Genomic DNA, 19604 nt, shown 5'->3' on the forward strand with positions numbered 1-19604 from the left:
AGAAGGCATGTGCCTGAGAGATTAAAATTACTGCAGGTACACCGGAACTATGTACTTGAGTTAATTAGAAAATAGGGGAACTTGCATGATCGACATATTGCAATACGCGTACGACAGGAAGGGGCTCAAAACGTGATCACCATCAGTCTGTGTATGATTGTGAAGAACGAGGAACGCATGCTGGCGCGCTGTCTGGACTCGGTTGCCGGCATCGCGGACGAGATCATCATTGTGGATACCGGTTCATCGGATCGCACGATGGACATCGCTGCGCAGTATACCAACCAGGTCTACACGTATGAATGGAAGGAAGACTTTGCCGCAGCGCGGAATGAGTCATTCACCAAGGCCACGCAGGAGTATATCCTGTGGATGGATGCGGATGATGTGCTGCTGCCCGCGGAACGGGCGAAGCTGGAGGTGTTGAAGCAGCAGCTTCCGTCCGGGGGGGAGACGGAAGCTGTGATCTTGAACTACACGCTGGCCGAGGGAGCGGAGGGGAGTCCACTTGTGACGGACCGACGCCTTCGCCTGGTCAAGCGGGATGCCGGGTGCCGCTGGCATGGCCGGCTGCACGAGCAGCTTAGCTTTCCGCGGGGCGAGGTCATTACGGCAGACATTGCCGTCACGCATCGCCGCGAAGCGGGACATCATTCAGCGCGAAATGTGCGCATTCTGCGCAAATGGATCGCCGAAGAGGGCGTAGCACAAGGCCGCCTGCTGTTTTATTATGCAGGCGAATGTTATGACCGCCAGCGTTATGCGGCGGCGGCACGCGGGTACACGAAGCTGCTGGAGCAGCCAAGCGGATACCGCGAGGATCGCCTGATTGCCTGCGCGCGGCTGGCGGAATGTTATGAACGACTGGGTGAGCCGGGCCGTAAGCTCGGAGCATTGCTGCAGTCGTTCCAGTATGATCTGCCACATGCCGATTTCTGCTGCGCTATTGCGGCCTGTTTCCATGAACGGCAGGAACCCGTCTCGGCGATCTACTGGTATATGCAGGCGGTGGACGTGAGCAGCCGCGATCCGGGTCTGCGCCCGGTGCCTATGGCTTGCCGTACATGGCTGCCACATGCCCGTTTATCCCTTTGTTATGCTCATCTGGGCAACTGGGAGCAGGCATTGCTGCATAACACCAAAGCCCGTGAGTACTTGCCCAACGATCCCGGATTGCTTGCGAATCGGCAGAAGCTCGAAGTTGTGGTACGCAAAGAGATGAAGGAGCGGGAAGAACGTGGTGAAGTGTCACCGCATAAGTAGGGAGATGAACTGGGACAGATGAGGACAGAAGAGTTTGCAGTGGGAGTAGAGATAGAGAAAATAGATTGAAATAGAAGTGAAATAACAAAGAAACTAATCCGTTGCTGGTAGGATGCGATAGGATGGATCAGTGAAAATAAGGGTTGATTGGAAATAGAGTGTAAGGCACAATTGCGAGCAGAAGCAGAAGCAGAAGCAGAAGCAGAAGCAGAAGCAGAAGCAGAAGCAGAAGCAGAAGCAGAAGCAGAAGCAGAAGCAGAAGCAGAAGCAGAAGCAGAAGCAGAAGCAGAAGCAGAAGCAGAAGCAGAAGCAGAAGCAGAAGCAGAAGCAGAAGCAGAAGCAGAAGCAGAAGCAGAAGCAGAAGCAGAAGCAGAAGCAGAAGCAGAAGAGGATTAAGAGGTAGAATAGATATAATAGATAAATTATGATGCTGCCATATGTTTAAAGTCCGATAGCTACGAAGTTGGTAGTGACTGAGCTTATGCAGACCACAATGAAGCATAAGTTGATAAACGATAACTTGCAGAACAAGAGCAGCCCCGCTCAACCGAAAGAGTCGGTGAGTGGGGCTTTTAATGCTTATCGTGCCGCGTATATCTCCTGCCATGGTGTAATGAAAGTAGCATTTGGTGAAATTTTCACAAGGCATACAGAGCGTTGGGACTTTTGACAATGCGGTGCAGTGAGGATTACTCATCAAGATGAGCCGTCGAGTGTTCAAGGCCATCATATTAGCTGCTAAGTTGTTTTACTTTTCAGGTGCCAAGCATCGCACATACTGTTCTTTCAGCCGTAAGCTCTTGCATGCCCAGCCCCATCCATCATATATTTCGTCATCGATGTTGAGGGTGATGGTCTCATCCGTATATTCATTCCAGTTTTCAATCCGGAGTGTGTTTTCACTTTCCCATTCGAGATGGTTATTTCCGTGGTGCTTGGCACGAAAGATTGTTTTTACCGTGGCACCCTCAGGTGCATTTGTCTTCTTTACATCGACCCAGATTGTAACGCCGCCTGCCGCACCACCGTAAGGTACACCGTAAATTTCGGCAGTATAGTCACCATTACGTGAAGGCATGGAATAGCTTAATTCTCCTTTCTCAGAACGGTCAAACGTGGAGAAGTAAGGACGGAGCCAGAAATACAGGAATACAGCGGCAAACAGTACAAGAATCAACAATGTAAATGTAGTGAGAATAGGGTGTCTACGTATCCAAGGTTTGCGAGAATCTGTATGGGATGAACTTGAATTAGCTTGAGTATTTGAGTCCATAAGGTTGATCCTCCAATTGCAGCTTACAGTGATATTTGCTTTGCAGGAATATAAATGTCCAACTCTCCGTAGTGGTCTTGAGCCAGACTGCCGTCAATTCTTTCAAAATAGTATGGATCACTCTTCTCGTACCCCGAATGGCTCTGCCAATATTCATCGATAAATGTCCAGACACTGTCCAAATGATCAATATGGATCAGACTTGGATGGAAATCACAGACGAATTTGAATACGGCATACTGGTTGGCCGGGACCTCAATTCCGTCCAGTTCTTCAGGAATATGATCCAGACTGGTGACCTCTACAGACGGCTGATATGTACTGTAATCCTCGTTAATTTCATTGGTAAATCCGATATATACGTTGGGTTGCAACACGTTAGGAATCGAATGAAAGTGTTTTTCAAAAAAGTCGTTGCCTGCTGAATTGGCTTCATAGTGCTCTTCGTTATCTGCATACCGAATGTGGGACCGTTGCCCAATGAGTTTCATAGCCGGTTTTCGTACATACGTTGGTTTGAAAATATATCCATATGGAAGCGTTGTGATCATGGACGAAGTCATGCGGGCTGTGAATTCAAGGTTTCCAGCTCCCTGTTTGCGATACTGCAGGGGTGTAATGCCGAAGGCTTGTTTGAAAGCACGGATGTAGGATTGTTCATGTTCAAAAGCGTAATGTCCGCTGATATCGATAATCTTCCAGTTCAGATTCACCAATTGCTCCAGGCTGCGTGCCAATTTGCGTGAACGAATGTATTCTCCAGGCAATTGTCCGCTTACATGTTTGAACATGCGATGCAGGTGGAATTTGGATATATGAGTCACAGATGCCAGATGATCCAGCGTTAATTTGTCTTGAATATGGTCTTCTATGTAGTCAAATAGCTTATCCAGTGTGTCTAACAGATCGTGTTGCATATCAATCTCCCTACTTCTAATAGTACTTACAGCAATAAATGTTCATTTTTTCCTTATCACCGATGATATCATAACCAAGTACATAATTTAATGACAAGATTGGAGAAACCATCCATGTTTGCTGACAAAAGAACTTATACAACGTTAGGCATGTTAACTCGATTATGGACACTAACGGGCAAGTACCGTATGTTCATCATTCTGTTACTTTTCGCTGCCTGTATGGTCTCACTGATTGAGGTCGGTTATTTGGAATCGATTCGAAGACTGGTCAAAGGCGCGACTGAAGGACAGTTTTCGTTACTCTACTCAGGGTTGATCATAGGCGTTAGCATTGTAGTATTACGATTGATTGTAACCGCATTCATGACGAGGGTCGAGACGTTATTCCAGCAAAAGACATTATTGTCTGTGCAGTCTCTACTGCTCTCATCCTTTAGCAACACAGAGACACGTGATCTGGCACATTATCATACAGGTGACCTAACCTCTAGGGTCTGGACTTCAGCCAAGGAAGCACAGAAGGGGATCAACCAACATGGCATTGAACTCGCGAAAAATATCATTCAGCTGATTCTTGCCTTTGCTTACTTCAGCTGGGTGAACTTGCCGCTGTCGTTGGCTATCACTGCATTCACATTGATCTATCCTCTTGTAACGGTAGGACTTGGTAAACGTCTACAAAGACAGCATGATCAGTTGAATGCCAGCGCAGCGTCAAGAGATGAGATACTGACTGAAATCATCCAAGCCCCAGTTGAGATCCGAAGTTACGGACTGGCGGGTTATGTACACCATCATTTTAAAGATCGAATGGATCAGGTGTTCAGACATACGATGTCCGTATCTGTGTTACAACGACTTTCGGAAGTAGCCGGACGGGTCTCAACGTATGGTGGCATGATTCTGATTCTCTATCTAGGCGGCATGCAGGTCCTGAATGGACATATGGATGTAGGCGGACTGGCAGCTTTTCTGGTAGCAAGCAGTCAGTTAACACGTCCGATTGAATCGTTATCTGGGCTGTGGAATGATTTTATTGGTTCGGCTTCTCATGCATCCAGAATCTTTGAGGTGCTGGATTTGGAGAGAAAGAACACGGTTGCTAATACCGGTACAAATACATATGTACGATCCGAACCGGGTTCAGGTGAAATTGAAAAACAATCTAAACTGGCTGGCATTAACGTGCAGCATGTGTCTTATAGGTATGCGGAGCAAGAAGAAGTGTTAACAGATATTTCTTTTGAGGCCAAGAAAGGAAGGCTTACTGTAATCACAGGGCCAAGTGGATGCGGGAAAACCACGTTATTGAAATTAATAGCCGGATTAGATACACCTGTTACTGGTTCGATCCAGGTCATGAATCAGAAGAATTCACTGAAGGATATGCACAAAGTTCAGACAGCGCATGTCAATCAGGTATATGTTCCGCAACAAGCCTTTATTTTCACAGGTACAGTGGAAGAGAATATTGTTTTTGGACAAGAGGGGATATCTGCCGATCAAGTAAAGGTTGCGGCCCATATGACGCATGCACATGACGCGATTATGCGTCAATCGCTCGGCTATGGGACAGAGCTTCAGCCGCAAGGCGGGACGATGTCGGGTGGTGAGCTTCAGCGTATTAGTCTAGCCAGAGCGCTGCTGAGGAACCCGGATATTCTATTGTTGGATGAACCGACGTCATCCCAAGACCCGTGGCATGAGCAGCGATTGAATGATCTCTTTGCCCGAATCACTGCTGACAAAGGCACAACGGTTATTGCAGTTACTCATCGATTATCGCTGATAGAACGGGCGGATCAGGTCATCTATATTCAGCAGGGACGCGTCGAAGATACGGGGACTCATCGTGAATTGCTGGATCGTCCAAACGGATATCGAAGTTATATTGCGGAGCAGGATACGGAAGTGGAGGGACAGCATGAGTAACAAGATCGAAGATGCAGCATATACCGATGACGTTGAAATGAAAAGCAGTCATGAGAAAAGCGGAGCTTATGAGATAAATGAAAATAATGAAAATGAAGCTCATCATCAGATGAACGAAAGTGATGTTCCAGATGACCCAAAACAAGCTGTATCATTGGCAACGGTATGGCCCGTTATTTTTCGCTGGATGAAGCCTTATGGATTAGCTGTAGCGATCTTGCTCATTTTTATCGCAGCAGATGCGGTCTTTGATTGGGGACTTGCCTTTGTACAGGGATTCTTCGTGGATGCTATTCATGATGGGGGACAGGAGCAGTTAAACGCTACGGCGATGATCTTTATCGCCATTCTGTCAGGGTTTATCGTTTTACTCGCGATGCATCGTTATGTGCTGGTATGGCTCAAGGAATCGATGCAACGGGATATGTCCATGGATCTGTTGAAACTGTTAAACCGGATGCCTTATTCCTGGGTGCGCAGACAGAAGTCCGGGGATGTGATGCTTCGCATCAAGGAAGACACCAAGCATGGTGCAGAAGTTGTAGAGGCTATTGCAGAGGGTGTTACGGTTGTGTTCATCATTGCTCTATCGCTGGGATACTTGTACAGAGCAGATGCATGGGTTGCGGTTATTGCCTTGGTAAGTGCAGGGGCAATCTGGTTCACGGCGAGGTTGTATGATCAGCGAATTGTACATCTGTCCGATGAGGTCGAATCCAGGGAAGGCGAGTCCCAAGAACAGATCCAACAGTATGTTGAAGGGATACCGGTGATTCAGATGTATAATGCTTCACCGTGGTTTCTCGCTCGTTTTCGGACACAACAGCAATCACTGAATCGTGTTCAGGCTAAGTTGCAGATGACCCTGAGTATGTCGGATAACGTGGCGATGGCGGTGTTTGGTTTGGCTCAATTGGCAGCGTTGTTCCTTATTGCTTTGTCAGCGGCTAGGGGAACTTTGTCTCCGGGCATGGTTGTTGCAAGTAGTCTGCTGTTTGAACTGGTGGTGTGGCCAGTACTTGGCTTGTCCAGCCAGTGGAGTCAGATGCAAGCCAGCGTGGGTGCATTTGGACGTATCTCTGCATGGTTGAAATTGGCGGAGAACAAGAAGAGATACGCATCCAATACTAAGCAAGAGGAGCTTGCACAGGGAATGTGTAACCAAGATCAAGGGAGTACACAAAAAGGGGCACATAAAGAGAAAGAAATTGCTATGCTACGTCTTCAACAGGTTACATTAACCGATGAAGACAGTGGTCGGAACATTCTGGATCAAATTACGCTTAATCTGGTTCCTGGTGAACTGGTTGCGGTAGTTGGCGCCAGCGGTGCTGGCAAATCTACAATGTGCCAAGTGTGTGCAGGGCTGATCGAGCCAACAAACGGAAGCGTATTGCTGGGGGATAAACATGTTGCAGATTATATAGAGATGGATGACCAGTCCAGACTCACGTATATGCCGCAGACACCTACTTTTTTTACAGGAACGATTGAAGATAATATTCGTCTGAGTTCAGACGTTACATTGGACAGAGTGAAGCTTGCGGCAAAGCAGGCAGGTTTGCATGAATATATAGAGGCACAGGAAGGACAATACGCAGCAATGTTGCATGAGAAAGGAGCCAATCTATCTGGAGGCCAACAACAGCGACTGTCGCTTGCCAGACTCTTTATGAGGTCATCCGATCTATATATTCTGGACGAACCAACGTCATCACTGGATATTCAGACAGAACAGAAGGTGATGAATCACTTGTTGAACTTTATGAAAGACAGCATAGGATTGCTCGTCACACATCGCATGGAGGTTGCTCGTCAGTGCTCTCGCATCCTTGTGATGGAACATGGCCGAATTGCCGAAGATGGAACGCATGAACAACTGATGCAGAGAAAAGGATTGTATTATCGTATGAATGCAAGAGGTGGTGATACAACATGAATGAATCTGGGGTTAAGAAAGTAATGGATACGCTGGAGTTCTTGAGTCAGGATCGGGAAGCACGTCGTTTGTATGAAGAGCGGCAGAAATATTTGCATGACGAAGCTTCTATGATTGAATGGGCTAACTGAGTCTGAGATACAGTCATTGAAAGGCTAGGAGCGTATACAGTACAAACTAGTTGTTAATTAAGCTCTTATTGTATGTTGAAATGAATGCAATCGTTTTGTCCAACTAGGGCAGGACGGTTGTTTTATTTTGATGAAGGGGCTTCAAACGTTTTACAGTAAAACGCGGTTGCTCATTCGGAGCTGGACCGTTAAACTAAAGGGAGCGGCGTTTGCTTGACGGACAAGTCATGAGAACGCCATTTTGTTGTCAAGGATGCGGCATATGAGCCGCTTTCGGATGTCAGAATCGGATCGGACCAAGCTGGTGGAAAAACACCGGTGATAAGTAAGGAGTCTTTACATGAGTGTGCAAACACCTACATTAGAAGAAGCGCAGGGTCTCCTGCAAAAATATTATGGCTACCCCGACTTCCGTGAGGGACAGAAAAAGATCGTAGCCAGCCTGCTCGAACGTGAAGATACGTTGGGTATTATGCCAACCGGGGGCGGTAAGTCGATCTGTTATCAGATCCCCGCTCTGTTATATTCGGGTCTGACACTTGTTGTCTCCCCGTTGATCTCATTGATGAAGGACCAGGTCGATGCGTTGACGACCGCCGGAATTGCTGCCGCGTATATTAATAGTACACTTAGCGGCAAAGAAGTGAATGATCGCATCCGCGCGGCGCAGCGCGGTGAGCTGAAGTTGCTCTATGTCGCGCCTGAGCGACTGGAGCTGGATTGGTTCCGCGAGGAGATGGGCTATTTGCCGATCTCTTGCGTTGCCGTGGATGAGGCCCACTGTGTGTCACAGTGGGGACATGATTTTCGGACAAGCTACCTGGCGGTAGCGCCGTTTGTGGATAGTTTGCCGGAGCGGCCGGTGGTTGCGGCCTTTACGGCTACAGCGACGCCCGAGGTCATGGGTGATATTCTGCGGTTGCTGCGTTTGCAGGACCCGCAGACATATGTGACCGGACTTGGGCGGGATAATCTGGCGTTTAGCGTGCTGCGTGGCGAGAGCAAGAAGGATTTTGTCCTGAATTATGCGCGCGAGCATGCCAGCGAGCCGGGCATTGTGTACGCCGCGACTCGTAAGGACGTGGACGATCTGCATCAGCGTTTGTTGCAAGCGGGATTGCCCGCAGGACGCTACCATGCCGGCATGACGGACGATGAACGGTCCCAGAGCCAGGAAGCTTTTTTGTACGATGATATCCGAGTGATGGTGGCGACCAATGCGTTTGGGATGGGGATTGATAAGTCGAACGTGCGTTACGTTATTCATAACAGCATGCCGAAAAATATGGAGGCATACGTTCAGGAAGCCGGACGTGCAGGCCGGGATGGAGAGCCAAGCCAGTGTATTCTGTTATTCGGGGCACAGGACATTATCACCCAGAAGTTCCTGATTGAGCAGAATCCGATGGACGGCGACCGGAAACAGAACGATTACCGGAAGCTGCAACAGATGGTGGATTACTGTTACACGACGCGTTGTCTGCGCAGTTCGCAGCTGGATTATTTCGGTGAGGTGCATGACGATACACCTTGCGGTACGTGCAGTTCCTGTACGGACGACCGCGAGCTGGTAGACATGACGATTGATGCACAGAAAATATTCAGCTGCATTCATCGCATGCGTGAACGGTATGGTGTATCGCTGGTCGCTTCGGTACTCAAAGGCTCCCGTGCCAAAAAAGTGCTTGATTATGGCTTCAACTCTCTGCCAACCTACGGCGTGATGGGTAATCGGACAGAGCGTGAGATATCGGAGATCATCAACGTGATGGTATCCGAAGGGTATCTGATGCTGTCTGAGGGACAGTATCCAGTTGTACGTCTGCAACCACTAGCGGTGGAAGTGCTCAAAGGCCAGCGTGAAGTGATGCAGCGTGTTGTCCGCAAGACAGCAGCAACGGCTTCGGGTACGAACTATGGTGGACGTCGCGGACGCGATGCGATGCCATCTGCGGTTAATGAGACGGTATTTGAACAGCTTCGCCTAATCCGGCGTGATCTGGCGGCGAAAGAGCATGTACCATCGTACATTATCTTCAATGATGCGACCCTGCGTGAGATGAGTGTGGTATGTCCACAGACAGAACGTGACATGCTGGATATCAAAGGGGTCGGTGAGGTCAAGTACCGCAAGTACGGACTACCGTTCCTGGAGTTTTTCCAGAAGCAATCGGGCGAAGAAGTGGATACGGATGACGATGCTTTTTACGAGTATGAGTAGGTATGAGTGAGTTATGATCAATTATGAGCGCGTTTGGCTGGTTGGGATGAAGTGAGGATTGTTGTTACGTTCGCGCTTTCAGGTCTTTGAAGTTCATGACGCGTAAAGCTTAATTGATTAAAAGTTGATATATATGCTTCGTGCAAGTCGATGATTTATCCATGATACGGGAAAAGTGTTTGGCACAGGTTCGACGCTAGAGTCTCAAGCTTCAAAGCTCAAGACAGTAATATGTGGATATCGAATTTTGGATGGAATGCGAATGAGGTATTTTACAGATTGAAGTGAGTTTGAAGTTGGTTGTCGTGTCTCTGTAGAGTGGACAAATGGTGGCGAATTGTCTTTCAAAGGGTGGACATTGGCGTTAGGAATGGCTGACCGCATCTTATACAATATGTAGGTTCGATGTGCGTTTTTTTATACTGTATGTTGTGGTTTGGGTTTATCGAGGTGTATATGTCTTTTTGAAAAGAGTGTCCACTCTTTGAAAGACAAAAGTTGGATATGTCCATGAGACATGGAATGGCGAGTTCAAAAGAGGTTTAGATGAACAGCATCCGGGGCAGGATGGCTGTGCAGCTTTCTTTTTACCAAAAAAAATATGGTCTGGGTGTCCAGGCAAAGGTTGTGAACCATGAAGGTTATTCTTTCTACATTAAATGCAAAGTACATCCATACCTCCTTGGCCTTGCGGTGTCTGAAGGCGTACAGTGAGAAGGATTTTGATATTGACCTGGCGGAGTATACGATTAAGGACCCGGTGATGAACATTGTATCTGATCTGTACCAGCGTGGGGCGGACGTGATTGGGTTCTCGTGTTACATCTGGAACATTGAAGAGACGATCAAGGTCATTGATAATCTGAAAAAGGTTATGCCTGACGTGAAAATTCTGCTAGGCGGGCCGGAAGTGTCCTATGACACGGAATATTGGATGAACCAGATTCCCAATGTTGATTTCATCGTGATGGGTGAAGGGGAAGAGACGCTGCATCAGCTTTTGATGGAGCTGGAAGGAAGCAAGAAGTTCCACTTTGTCTATGGACTGGCGTATCGCAAAGGGGAAGAGGTCATTCTCATGCCAGGACGGCCAAAGGCGGATCTGAACGATCTGCCGTCACCGCATCGTTTTGATGAGGATATCCCGGAGCTGGGGAAACGGGTTGTTTATTTTGAGACCAGTCGGGGCTGTCCGTTCAGTTGTCAGTTCTGTCTGTCCAGTATCGAGGTTGGCGTGCGGTATTACGATATTGAGCGGACGAAGTCGGACATTCTGTATCTGATTGAGAAGGGTGCGAAGCTGATCAAGTTCGTGGACCGGACGTTCAACATCAAGCGGGATTATGCGCTCGAAATGTTCAAATTCCTGATCGAGAATCATCAGGGGACGGTATTTCAGTTTGAAATTACGGCGGATATTATGCGTCCTGAAGTACTGGATTATCTGGCAGAGAATGCGCCACCGGGCACATTCCGGTTCGAGATCGGGGTTCAGTCCACGAACGATCCAACGAATGAACTGGTGAAACGCCGCCAGAACTTTACCAAGCTGAGCCGAACGGTGAATAAGGTCAAAGCCAGCGGCAAAATCGACCAGCATCTGGATCTCATTGCCGGACTGCCGGAGGAAGATTACAATACGTTCCGCAAGACGTTTAACGATGTGTTTGCCCTAGGGCCAGAAGAGCTTCAGCTCGGATTCCTTAAAATGCTGCGTGGTACGGGTCTGCGTCTGGATGCGGAGAAGTACAACTACACATACATGGATCACGCGCCTTATGAGATCCTGGGTAGTGACGTGCTACCGTTCAGTGACATTGTACGCCTGAAGCGGCTGGAGGATGTGCTGGAGAAATACTGGAACGCACACCGGATGGATCATACGCTGAAGTATCTGATGGAGCAGGAGTTCAACTCGCCATTTGATTTCTTCCAGGCGTTCGGGGATTATTGGGAGGGTCAGGGGTGGCAGAAGATCGGTCACCAATTGGAGGATCTGTTCACTCGTCTGCACAGCTTCCTGGAGTCGCGGAACACGCCGCATATGGATATCGTGCTCGGCCTGATGAAGCTCGACTATTTCCTCGGCCACAAATACAAACCGCGCAAAATCTGGTGGGAAGATCCGCTCCAGAAAGACCAGTGGGCGGGTTATATGAAAACGTTGGCTGAACGTCCGGAAGACGTTCGTCTGCCACGTGTTGCCGGCGCCGCAGGCACGGCATGGCTCGAAAGCAGCGGCACGGGTCCGAGTGCCGCTGGGGCAAGTTCGGCTGCTGCCGAGGAAGACTCTGCCGCAGATGCGGCGGGTGTAATCGGCAGCGAAGCCGGGGTTGCAGCGTCGCTCACTTCGGGCGACGCAACAGGGTCCGCCGCGGATGGAGCGGCGGACGGGGAAGACGGCAACGCTTCGCGTGCGTTGCCGATGACCTCAGCCATGACCGCACAGACGGTCATGGGTGCCCGTGCTTTCGCCGACCTTGGTCTCGGCGAAAAGGAACTGCAGAAGCACACCGTATTGGATGTGCTTCCGTTCCGGCTTGAGCGTGTGCTAGCTGGCGCCAGCCCGCTTGCCGCGAAAGGCCGGACGCTGCTGGTCGTTGTGTACCAGCAGCATGAAGGGCAGCAGGCGCAGTATTATACGCTGCCGCTGGGAGAAGAAGCCGCTGCCATGTAGATGCAGCGGCTTTGGGGTTAGCTGCATGGCCGGTTGGCGGCATGCAGCGGGAGAAGCGCCACGGCTTAACGGTCGTGGCGCTTTTTGTACGCATCACGGCTATGCGCTCGTGATGCGTACAACGGCGAGCACCGCGGTTATGGACGCGGTGCCTTCCCGTGAGGTGCTGCCCCATTGGGCGCAGCACCTCACCCTTACGCGGCTTGCCATTGCACAAGCCTCGCTCCGCTCCACCTTTTAAAAAATCATATGTTTCGAAAGCATCGGAAGGTCGTCTAATTCTCTATGGGATGAAGAAGGGCCTTCCATTTTTGTTTTCAAGGTCACGCCAGATACCAATGGAACTTAAAAATGGATGACACCTATAGGGTACAGTTTAAATGAAGGCCTACTTTAAGTTGATTTACATATTACTGCATCAATAATACGGTTATCGGTTCGAGATCATGGTACAGTTGAAAAAATGCTCCGTTTTATCAAAGTTTGCGGCTGTTATTTGGGATGTGATCTCAATGGATAGGATGATGTGAACAACATTTGGAAGATGAACGGAATATTAGAATAGCACTAAAAACAGGCCCTGAAGCATATTTATTGAAGTCACATCAATCCCAAACATGGTCCAACCAATTCGAACGTTAAAAGAGGCTCAACGTATGGCTGCTGATGTATAAACAATGATCGAGCCAGACAGAGAAACACTAAGGAGGGTTCATATGAAAGCTGTGATTTGCACCAATTACGGACCGCCAGAAGTGCTACAGATGAAAGAGATGGAAAAGCCTAAACCGAAAGACGATGAGGTTTTAATTAAAGTTTTTGCAGCCACTGCACATATTGGTGATACCCGTATTCGAAGAGCTGATCCATTCTTGGTGAGACTTGTATTCGGCATGCTCAAGCCCAGGAAAAATTTAATACTTGGCCTGGAAATATCCGGTGTGATTGAGTCGGTAGGGAAAGACGTACAATCCTTTAAGGAAGGAGACAAGGTCTTTGGACTTACAGGGTTTTGTGGGGGTTATGCCGAATACATTTGTTTACCTGAAAAAGTGAAAAACGGAACCGGGGAAAAAAAAGGAATGGTTGCAATAAAGCCCAACCATTTATCCTACGAAGAAGCTGCGGTCGTTCCATCGGGAGCACTTACAGCTTTGAAAAATTTGCAAAAAGCAAAAATCAAGCCAGGTCAGAAAATATTGATCAATGGAGCATCCGGCAGCCTAGGGACGTATGCGATTCAACTTGCGAAATACTATGGGGCAGAAGTCACAGCGGTGTGCAGTAAAAGTAATTTTGGATTGGTAGAATCTATAGGAGCGGATAAAGTAATTGATTATACCGAAGAAGACTTTACGCAATCAGAAACTAAATACGATATCGTTTATGATGCCGTAATAAAAGCCAAACCCTCAAAATGCCAAAAAATCCTAACAGCCAATGGTGTTTTTCTAAACAACAGTCGACTTCCGAAAATGGAAGAAGCCGATTTACTCTTTCTCATAGAGTTGATTGAGGAAAACAAACTAAAACCGATCATTGATCGAACCTATGCTTTGGATGAAATTGTGGAGGCCCACCGATATGTGGATACCGGGCGTAAGAGAGGCAATGTGGCAATAACGGTCAGATAGAATGAAGGATGTATATAGGAATCAGCTTTACGCTGAGGCCATGTTTTAGGGAAAAAGGTGCTGAAGATCGGCTGAGGAAAAGGTCAATCCCTGCGATACCACAGGAGAGTAAAGCCACTGATCTATGGGGATGGATCTTATGCAGCATGAAGGGCATCAGGCGCAGTATTACATGCTGCTGCTGGGAGCGTAAAGCCGCTTCCATGTAAATGCAACGGCTCTGGGGTTAGCTTGCATGGCCAATTGGCGACATGCAGCAGAGAGAAGCGCTACGACTATGCGGTCGTGGCGCTTTTATTGCATGCATCACGGCGTAGTCCACCGTAATGCTGCTGGAATGATGAGCACCGCGGTTATTAAAACGCGGTGCAACCCTATGAGGTGCTGCACCCATTGTACGCAGCACCTCACCCTGACACGGCTTGCCATTGTATAAGCCGCGCTCCGTTTTACCTTTTACATCACTAAAAGCATCATTTAGGTCTGAGAAAACATCGTGATATAATTAAACCAAAACCGATTAGGGCAGGAGAGCTATAGAAAATGGATGATTTTACTAAGAAGCGCATTCAAAAGATTATGGATAATTACACCCAAAATGCAGTACCCGAGCACGTGAAAAGCCAGATGAAGATAAGTTATAAAATCAGAGGAAATCATGTGACGTTGATTGAAGAAAGGCAAGCCTTTCGAAGCGAGCAATGGGTACAGATGCCGGTAGCACAGTTCAGATTGGATGAGAAGGCATGGAAAGTGTATTGGCAGGACAGTAAAGGCAGATGGCATTTCATCGATGATATCGAACCGAACGAAGATTTTGAAACACAACTCAAGATCGTTGACGAAGGTCATAACGGAATGTTCTGGAATTAATTTTTCGAAAAAAGAGTTGGAGAGTTGAGTAAGATAATTAACATTAAAAGATATGAATGTCAAACTTGAAACCATTGAAGAGACGGATTCATTCTTTAGCTGGCATTCATCTTTAAAGAGAATTTGGAGGCCACAGAATGGACCTGAAGACATACCTGGCAGAGCATTTTCCAAACCTAACATTGGAAAAACCGCCTCTTTTCTATGATTGGGATGTTGCAATACGATTCGAACTTGGCAATCCTCTGATGTTTGGAATGAATACGGAGCATTACATGGAACGAGTTTATTATCGATCACTTGAATTATTTAAGGCTCTTCATAATCAAGAAGATGAAGTCCTATTAATAACTCAAGCTTATTTTGCAGATAAGCCTAAACACAAAGTGAAGAAGTTGAACCTGTATAGGAAATATATCAAGAAGAAAGAGCCGATTAGAGCCTTGAGACTTGAGATACTTTCAGGTTTGGATTGTGAACCGGATGAAATCCCAGACCCAAGGAACAACATGTATAGGTACTGGACTAAATGTAGAGTTGAGGACTTGAAATATAATCAGTTAATCAGAGCTATATGTAATCATGATGTTGGAATTAAGCCAATGATTTATCATAGGGTGTATTTCATTAATATTAGTAAGAAAACGATATTTCATATCTATGATGATAGAGGTTGCGATGTTATTTCAGCATCAAGAGAAGAGCTAATGGATATTTATAAAGAATTTAATGGTTGGATTTTAGATTATGATCGAGCCAGAATTAACAATGTATTTCTAGGATAATGGGGTGGATGATCCAAGATAATTTTCTGATGTTGATCGCGCAGGGATAATGTATTATTTGAAACACAGGTTTGGAAAGAACTTCAAGGGTGTTCAGATGTAAGGAGTTAGGATTATGGATAACAAAGAAAAGAAGTTACTCATTGTTATGATTGTACTTGCTGTAGTTGTATTAGGAGTTATATGGTACCTGAAAGTAGGCTATCTATTAAGGAAACCGGAGATGCCCGAAGCAAATATTGCAATTCAGACTCAAATGGTGGATGGCAGTAAGATCAGTTTACGAAATGCTGATTACACGGAAAATCAAATCAAGGTTGGATATGAAGTGAGAGGGTTCAGCTTGGAGGAATATAATATTGCTTGTGAGCTTTATCGTGACGGACATTTGATTTCAACTTCTGGCTCAACAGGTGGAGGTTTAATAGAACTGAATGAAAAGCATCATTACTTCATTGGTCATGAGAATATAACTGAAATGAATCTTCCTGAATCTATACATCTAAATGTGGAGATTAAAGTGATACCCAATGATTATAGACAAAAATCGATAACTTCATCCTTTGACGTAAGCCTAGATAAAGAAGTGCAATAGATAGAAGAGGACTGCTATTACTGGTGATTAAGACAACTGTTAAAGGGATGAGTGTTGTATGATAAAACCTTAATTCAAATGGTACTTCTCCATAACGGAGTCCCGGAAAGTTTCATATTCTGTTAACGCTTGTGCAGTGGAGGATTGAGACACACTATATTGAGTTATCCCTTCAAGGCTGAATTTGCCTAAGTTATCATTGATTAATCCATAATTACCAAAGGAGTTTTTCATCAAGAAAAGCACACTTTTATCACCCTTCTGCAATTCTACATAGTCATTAGCTGTATATTTGACGTCTCCTTCCAGGCTAACGGGTTCGATGATTGTCAATTCGTTCTGATCTGAAGGGAAATCTTCGGGTTTCTTCAATATCTTTTCAATCTTGATGTTTGTGTTGGTGTGAAAGGATTGCATGGTCCCATCCTCAAATGCAGTAATAACATGCTCTCGATCTCTGAAATCTTCTGTTGCATAACCAATAACGATCAGTTCAGCAAACGCATCCAGCTTATCTATTTCATGAAATATTAAAGAGTTGGCTGAAAGGTTGACGACTTTATGAATGGGCACGTCCGGTTTCGATTGACCATTTACGTAAGCGATTGCACCAGCAGAGATAGCCAATACGAATAAAGAGACTAGAACAACCTTCTTTTTGAAAAAAGACATGATCTCATCCTCTCTGTTAGATTTAGTATATTGAAAGTATTTTGCTTCATTTCTACTATACACATATTTGAAAATTATTGTAAATTGGTTGTGCCAAACTAAAAGTGGTAAAGCGGTGGAACAAACGAGGAGATGGTACGAATGGATCAACAAGAATATGGCCGCTATTTATTATCGATGGGCGGAGAAGATATTGAGCGAGAAGATGATGAACAGGTTGAGGCAGACCATCTCTACGGATTTTTTCAATGGTTTATGCCATCGGGAGCAGGGATTGAACGTGTGTTTGAGCCGATTCCAGAGAGCCAGTGTTTTCTGGACAGAATACGTCTGATCTATGAGATGTTGAATCCAGAGGAATTCGCTGGCGAATATGTGCCGGGTTATTTCAATGGTGGACATGAGGATGCTTCCGAGGAAACGCTCCGTGGTCTAGGGGAAGAACTAATTCAAAGATTGAAGAGTCTGTTCTCCATGGTGCCGGAGGATGATGAACTAGCAGACGTAGCTAAGAAAGCATACGGGGCTTTGGCGTGTGTAAAGGAAGTGGTTGCACTACCACCAGGGGAAATTAGCAAGTTAGAACAAGGACTGATTCAAGGCACGGATGAAGAGGATAGCGAGGTCGTTTACGATGCACTTGGTGACCTACTTCGCTCACGCAAAGATTACAATGAAGCTATCGAAATATTGAGCGAAGCCTACTATTCCATCGCTTGCGATTATTGGGTAGCCTATTACTTGCAATGGCCCCGTTATCAAGGTTTGCAAGAGGCGGAAAACTGCTTATATCCATACTTTGAGCTATACTGCTATGGCTATAATCTTCATTGGACACAAACGAAGCTATACATTGGTAAACGTTAAAACGTTACGATTGTTTGTATAATTGATATGGTATGAATTGTGGAGGGGACAAAATATGTTTGCTGATCTATATAACAGACGCGGTATTACTTTACCTGCTACAATCGTTGAGGAGTTAGAAGTTCATCTTCAGAAACAGAAGGATTACAAGTTTTTTCTCCGATTAATGCAGCGCGACGAGATCGTTGAATCATTGGATGATATGGCTGGAATAGAGGTGTACCACAATATGATTCCTTTATGGACAGATGATCATTCGAACTACATAGGCTTACATGTGGAAGGTGCATGCCAGTACAGGATAAGTTATATCAGCCATGAGGAGACGGATATAGCTCCAGCATATAGAAGTGCAGGCTCATTCATACGTGAACTGGAACGAAATCCTCATCAGGATTGGGATGAATTGAAGAAAGACTATCCCAGCGATATTGAACTTAGTAGAGATCAAATGAATGAAGACTTAAGTTGTATTCATGAATTGAACGATGTAATTGAGTCTGATCCACGATTAAATGAGGATGTTCGTTGTCAGTACATTTATTGCATTATGGCATTAACCCCGCAAAGCCATCTGGATTCTCTGATGAAATATATAGATGATGAAGATATGTATGTTCAAGAGAGAGCATGCCAGATTATGGGGTTCCATCGTTACACGCCGGCTAGAGAAAAATTAGTAGAAGTCTCCAAAAAAGGAATGCATAATGGGAAACTAGCGGCCAAACGAGCATTAGCCAAAATGAGAGAACAACGAAAAGAAAATAAGATAAAATAAATCTAATGATAAGGGTGATCGATATGGAACGAGGACTCATTATATTTTTGAACGGAACGTCAAGTTCGGGGAAGACAAGCATTGCGATGGAAATGAAAAATCAGGGAGACATTCCGTTTCATCATCTATCTGTAGATCAATTTCTGCATAATTATGATCAATTCATCGACACTACATATCCAGATATGAAACCAACAAGAGAAGTGGAACACCATGTGATGACAGATATCCTGTTCGACCCCATCAATTCGTTGTACTGTGCAACCATTAAGCTGTTTTCGGAGATGGGTTTGAATGTCATCGTGGATACGGTCATCAGCAATGACAAGTGGTTTAACGGTTTTTATGATTTACTATCGGATTATCCGATTTTGTTTGTAGGTGTGCAGTGCTCGAAAGAGGAACTCACCAGAAGAGAGCAGAGCAGGGGAGATCGCGAGATTGGACTTGCCCATTCCCAGTTCGACTACATCTACTCTTATGATGAATATGATCTGGAAGTGAATACGGAAGAGCTTAGCTCAGCTGCATGTGCGGATAAGATATTAAGTTATATGAAGTCTGATCAGGAATACTCGGCATTTAAGAAATTAAGCAGAAGAGACTGAGGCTGTTTGCGTCAGATCATATGAGATCCATTCCAATGAAAGTTAGGGGTGCGGCCAAATCTTTTTCTTAGCGTTGCCAGGACCTAATAAGTAGATTTCATCAACATTCCCATAAGTATTAGAAAATGAAATTGTGAAGTCTTTACTACCACCGATAGGAAGTTTACTGCCTTTAATCTGAATGTAAAGTGAATTGTTATGATGTGAGAGGTAGTAGCCGTGATATCTGCTAATACTGTCTGCAAATCCACCTTGTATAGTAATAAGCTCAGGAGAAACTTCAGTTCTCGTAACCATTGTCTCGTCAGGATCGACAACTTTGTTCAACATATAAAATCCAATGATAATAGGAACAACGATAATAAAAACTGCACCAACAATAATGCCATACTTCATGCTTGGTCGCATACTCATTATTCACCTCCATAATTAGATG

The 19604-nt window shown here is 45.8% G+C and carries 17 protein-coding genes and 1 pseudogene; 14 read left to right on the top strand and 4 right to left on the bottom strand.

Going from position 1 to position 19604, the window contains the following annotated elements:
- The first annotated feature begins 132 nt into the window (after positions 1–132).
- Together AC4E8D_RS07675 and AC4E8D_RS07680 are read left to right on the top strand one after the other, a co-directional pair.
- Positions 133–1263, top strand: a complete 1131-nt coding sequence (locus AC4E8D_RS07675; protein ID WP_339183054.1) for a glycosyltransferase — start codon at positions 133–135, stop codon at positions 1261–1263.
- 171 nt (positions 1264–1434) lie between these two features.
- A complete protein-coding gene (locus tag AC4E8D_RS07680) occupies positions 1435–1659 on the top strand; it encodes a hypothetical protein (protein WP_490206023.1) in 225 nt (74 codons plus the stop codon).
- Positions 1660–2011: 352 nt separating this feature from the next.
- Here AC4E8D_RS07680 and AC4E8D_RS07685 read toward each other — a convergent pair whose 3' ends face one another.
- Both AC4E8D_RS07685 and AC4E8D_RS07690 read right to left on the bottom strand, forming a co-directional pair.
- On the bottom strand, positions 2012–2536 hold the full coding sequence (locus AC4E8D_RS07685; RefSeq protein WP_339183058.1) for a DUF5412 family protein: 525 nt from the start codon (positions 2534–2536) through the stop codon (positions 2012–2014).
- A gap of 23 nt (positions 2537–2559) precedes the next feature.
- On the bottom strand, positions 2560–3453 hold the full coding sequence (locus AC4E8D_RS07690) for an AraC family transcriptional regulator (protein WP_221822509.1): 894 nt from the start codon (positions 3451–3453) through the stop codon (positions 2560–2562).
- Positions 3454–3567: 114 nt separating this feature from the next.
- Between AC4E8D_RS07690 and AC4E8D_RS07695 the strand changes: the two genes are divergently transcribed.
- The 9 genes and pseudogenes from AC4E8D_RS07695 (at position 3568) to AC4E8D_RS07735 (ending at position 16243) form a co-directional block, all read left to right on the top strand.
- Positions 3568–5388, top strand: a complete 1821-nt coding sequence (locus tag AC4E8D_RS07695) for an ABC transporter ATP-binding protein (RefSeq protein ID WP_490206024.1) — start codon at positions 3568–3570, stop codon at positions 5386–5388.
- Positions 5389–5575: 187 nt separating this feature from the next.
- Positions 5576–7327 carry an ABC transporter ATP-binding protein gene (locus tag AC4E8D_RS07700; protein WP_490206479.1) on the top strand — a complete coding sequence of 584 codons (1752 nt, stop codon included), beginning with the start codon at positions 5576–5578 and terminating at the stop codon, positions 7325–7327.
- Positions 7324–7452: pseudogene (locus tag AC4E8D_RS07705) on the top strand (Rpn family recombination-promoting nuclease/putative transposase); the annotation flags it as partial. The gene AC4E8D_RS07700 and the pseudogene AC4E8D_RS07705, both read left to right, overlap by 4 nt.
- Positions 7453–7798: 346 nt before the next feature.
- The gene (gene recQ, locus AC4E8D_RS07710) at positions 7799–9679 is read left to right on the top strand and encodes a DNA helicase RecQ (protein ID WP_490206025.1); all 1881 of its coding nucleotides are present in this window, start codon (positions 7799–7801) and stop codon (positions 9677–9679) included.
- Positions 9680–10313: 634 nt separating this feature from the next.
- Complete coding sequence (locus AC4E8D_RS07715; protein ID WP_490206026.1) at positions 10314–12356, top strand: B12-binding domain-containing radical SAM protein; 2043 nt, start codon at positions 10314–10316, stop codon at positions 12354–12356.
- A gap of 716 nt (positions 12357–13072) precedes the next feature.
- Positions 13073–13990 (top strand): NAD(P)-dependent alcohol dehydrogenase, encoded by a 918-nt coding sequence (locus tag AC4E8D_RS07720; RefSeq protein ID WP_490206027.1) that lies wholly within the window; start codon positions 13073–13075, stop codon positions 13988–13990.
- Positions 13991–14533: 543 nt separating this feature from the next.
- Positions 14534–14863, top strand: a complete 330-nt coding sequence (locus AC4E8D_RS07725; protein WP_260632869.1) for a DUF3024 domain-containing protein — start codon at positions 14534–14536, stop codon at positions 14861–14863.
- A gap of 137 nt (positions 14864–15000) precedes the next feature.
- The gene (locus AC4E8D_RS07730) at positions 15001–15648 is read left to right on the top strand and encodes a DUF3885 domain-containing protein (RefSeq protein ID WP_449004234.1); all 648 of its coding nucleotides are present in this window, start codon (positions 15001–15003) and stop codon (positions 15646–15648) included.
- A gap of 115 nt (positions 15649–15763) precedes the next feature.
- The gene (locus AC4E8D_RS07735) at positions 15764–16243 is read left to right on the top strand and encodes a hypothetical protein (RefSeq protein WP_490206028.1); all 480 of its coding nucleotides are present in this window, start codon (positions 15764–15766) and stop codon (positions 16241–16243) included.
- Positions 16244–16312: 69 nt separating this feature from the next.
- Here AC4E8D_RS07735 and AC4E8D_RS07740 read toward each other — a convergent pair whose 3' ends face one another.
- Complete coding sequence (locus tag AC4E8D_RS07740) at positions 16313–16915, bottom strand: hypothetical protein (RefSeq protein WP_336766237.1); 603 nt, start codon at positions 16913–16915, stop codon at positions 16313–16315.
- Between the two features lie 141 nt (positions 16916–17056).
- Between AC4E8D_RS07740 and AC4E8D_RS07745 the strand changes: the two genes are divergently transcribed.
- The 3 genes from AC4E8D_RS07745 to AC4E8D_RS07755 are packed head-to-tail and all read left to right on the top strand — an operon-like array spanning position 17057 to position 19168.
- Positions 17057–17782, top strand: a complete 726-nt coding sequence (locus tag AC4E8D_RS07745; protein WP_490206029.1) for a hypothetical protein — start codon at positions 17057–17059, stop codon at positions 17780–17782.
- 55 nt (positions 17783–17837) lie between these two features.
- Positions 17838–18560 carry a HEAT repeat domain-containing protein gene (locus AC4E8D_RS07750; RefSeq protein WP_210107471.1) on the top strand — a complete coding sequence of 241 codons (723 nt, stop codon included), beginning with the start codon at positions 17838–17840 and terminating at the stop codon, positions 18558–18560.
- A gap of 23 nt (positions 18561–18583) precedes the next feature.
- On the top strand, positions 18584–19168 hold the full coding sequence (locus AC4E8D_RS07755; RefSeq protein ID WP_490206030.1) for a chloramphenicol phosphotransferase CPT family protein: 585 nt from the start codon (positions 18584–18586) through the stop codon (positions 19166–19168).
- A 42-nt stretch (positions 19169–19210) separates the two neighbouring features.
- On the opposite strand, the gene AC4E8D_RS07760 is transcribed toward AC4E8D_RS07755, so the two are convergent.
- On the bottom strand, positions 19211–19582 hold the full coding sequence (locus tag AC4E8D_RS07760) for a hypothetical protein (RefSeq protein WP_221822532.1): 372 nt from the start codon (positions 19580–19582) through the stop codon (positions 19211–19213).
- Positions 19583–19604: the final 22 nt, after the last annotated feature.

The sequence above is a fragment of the Paenibacillus sp. SRL342 genome (genome assembly GCF_984798905.1).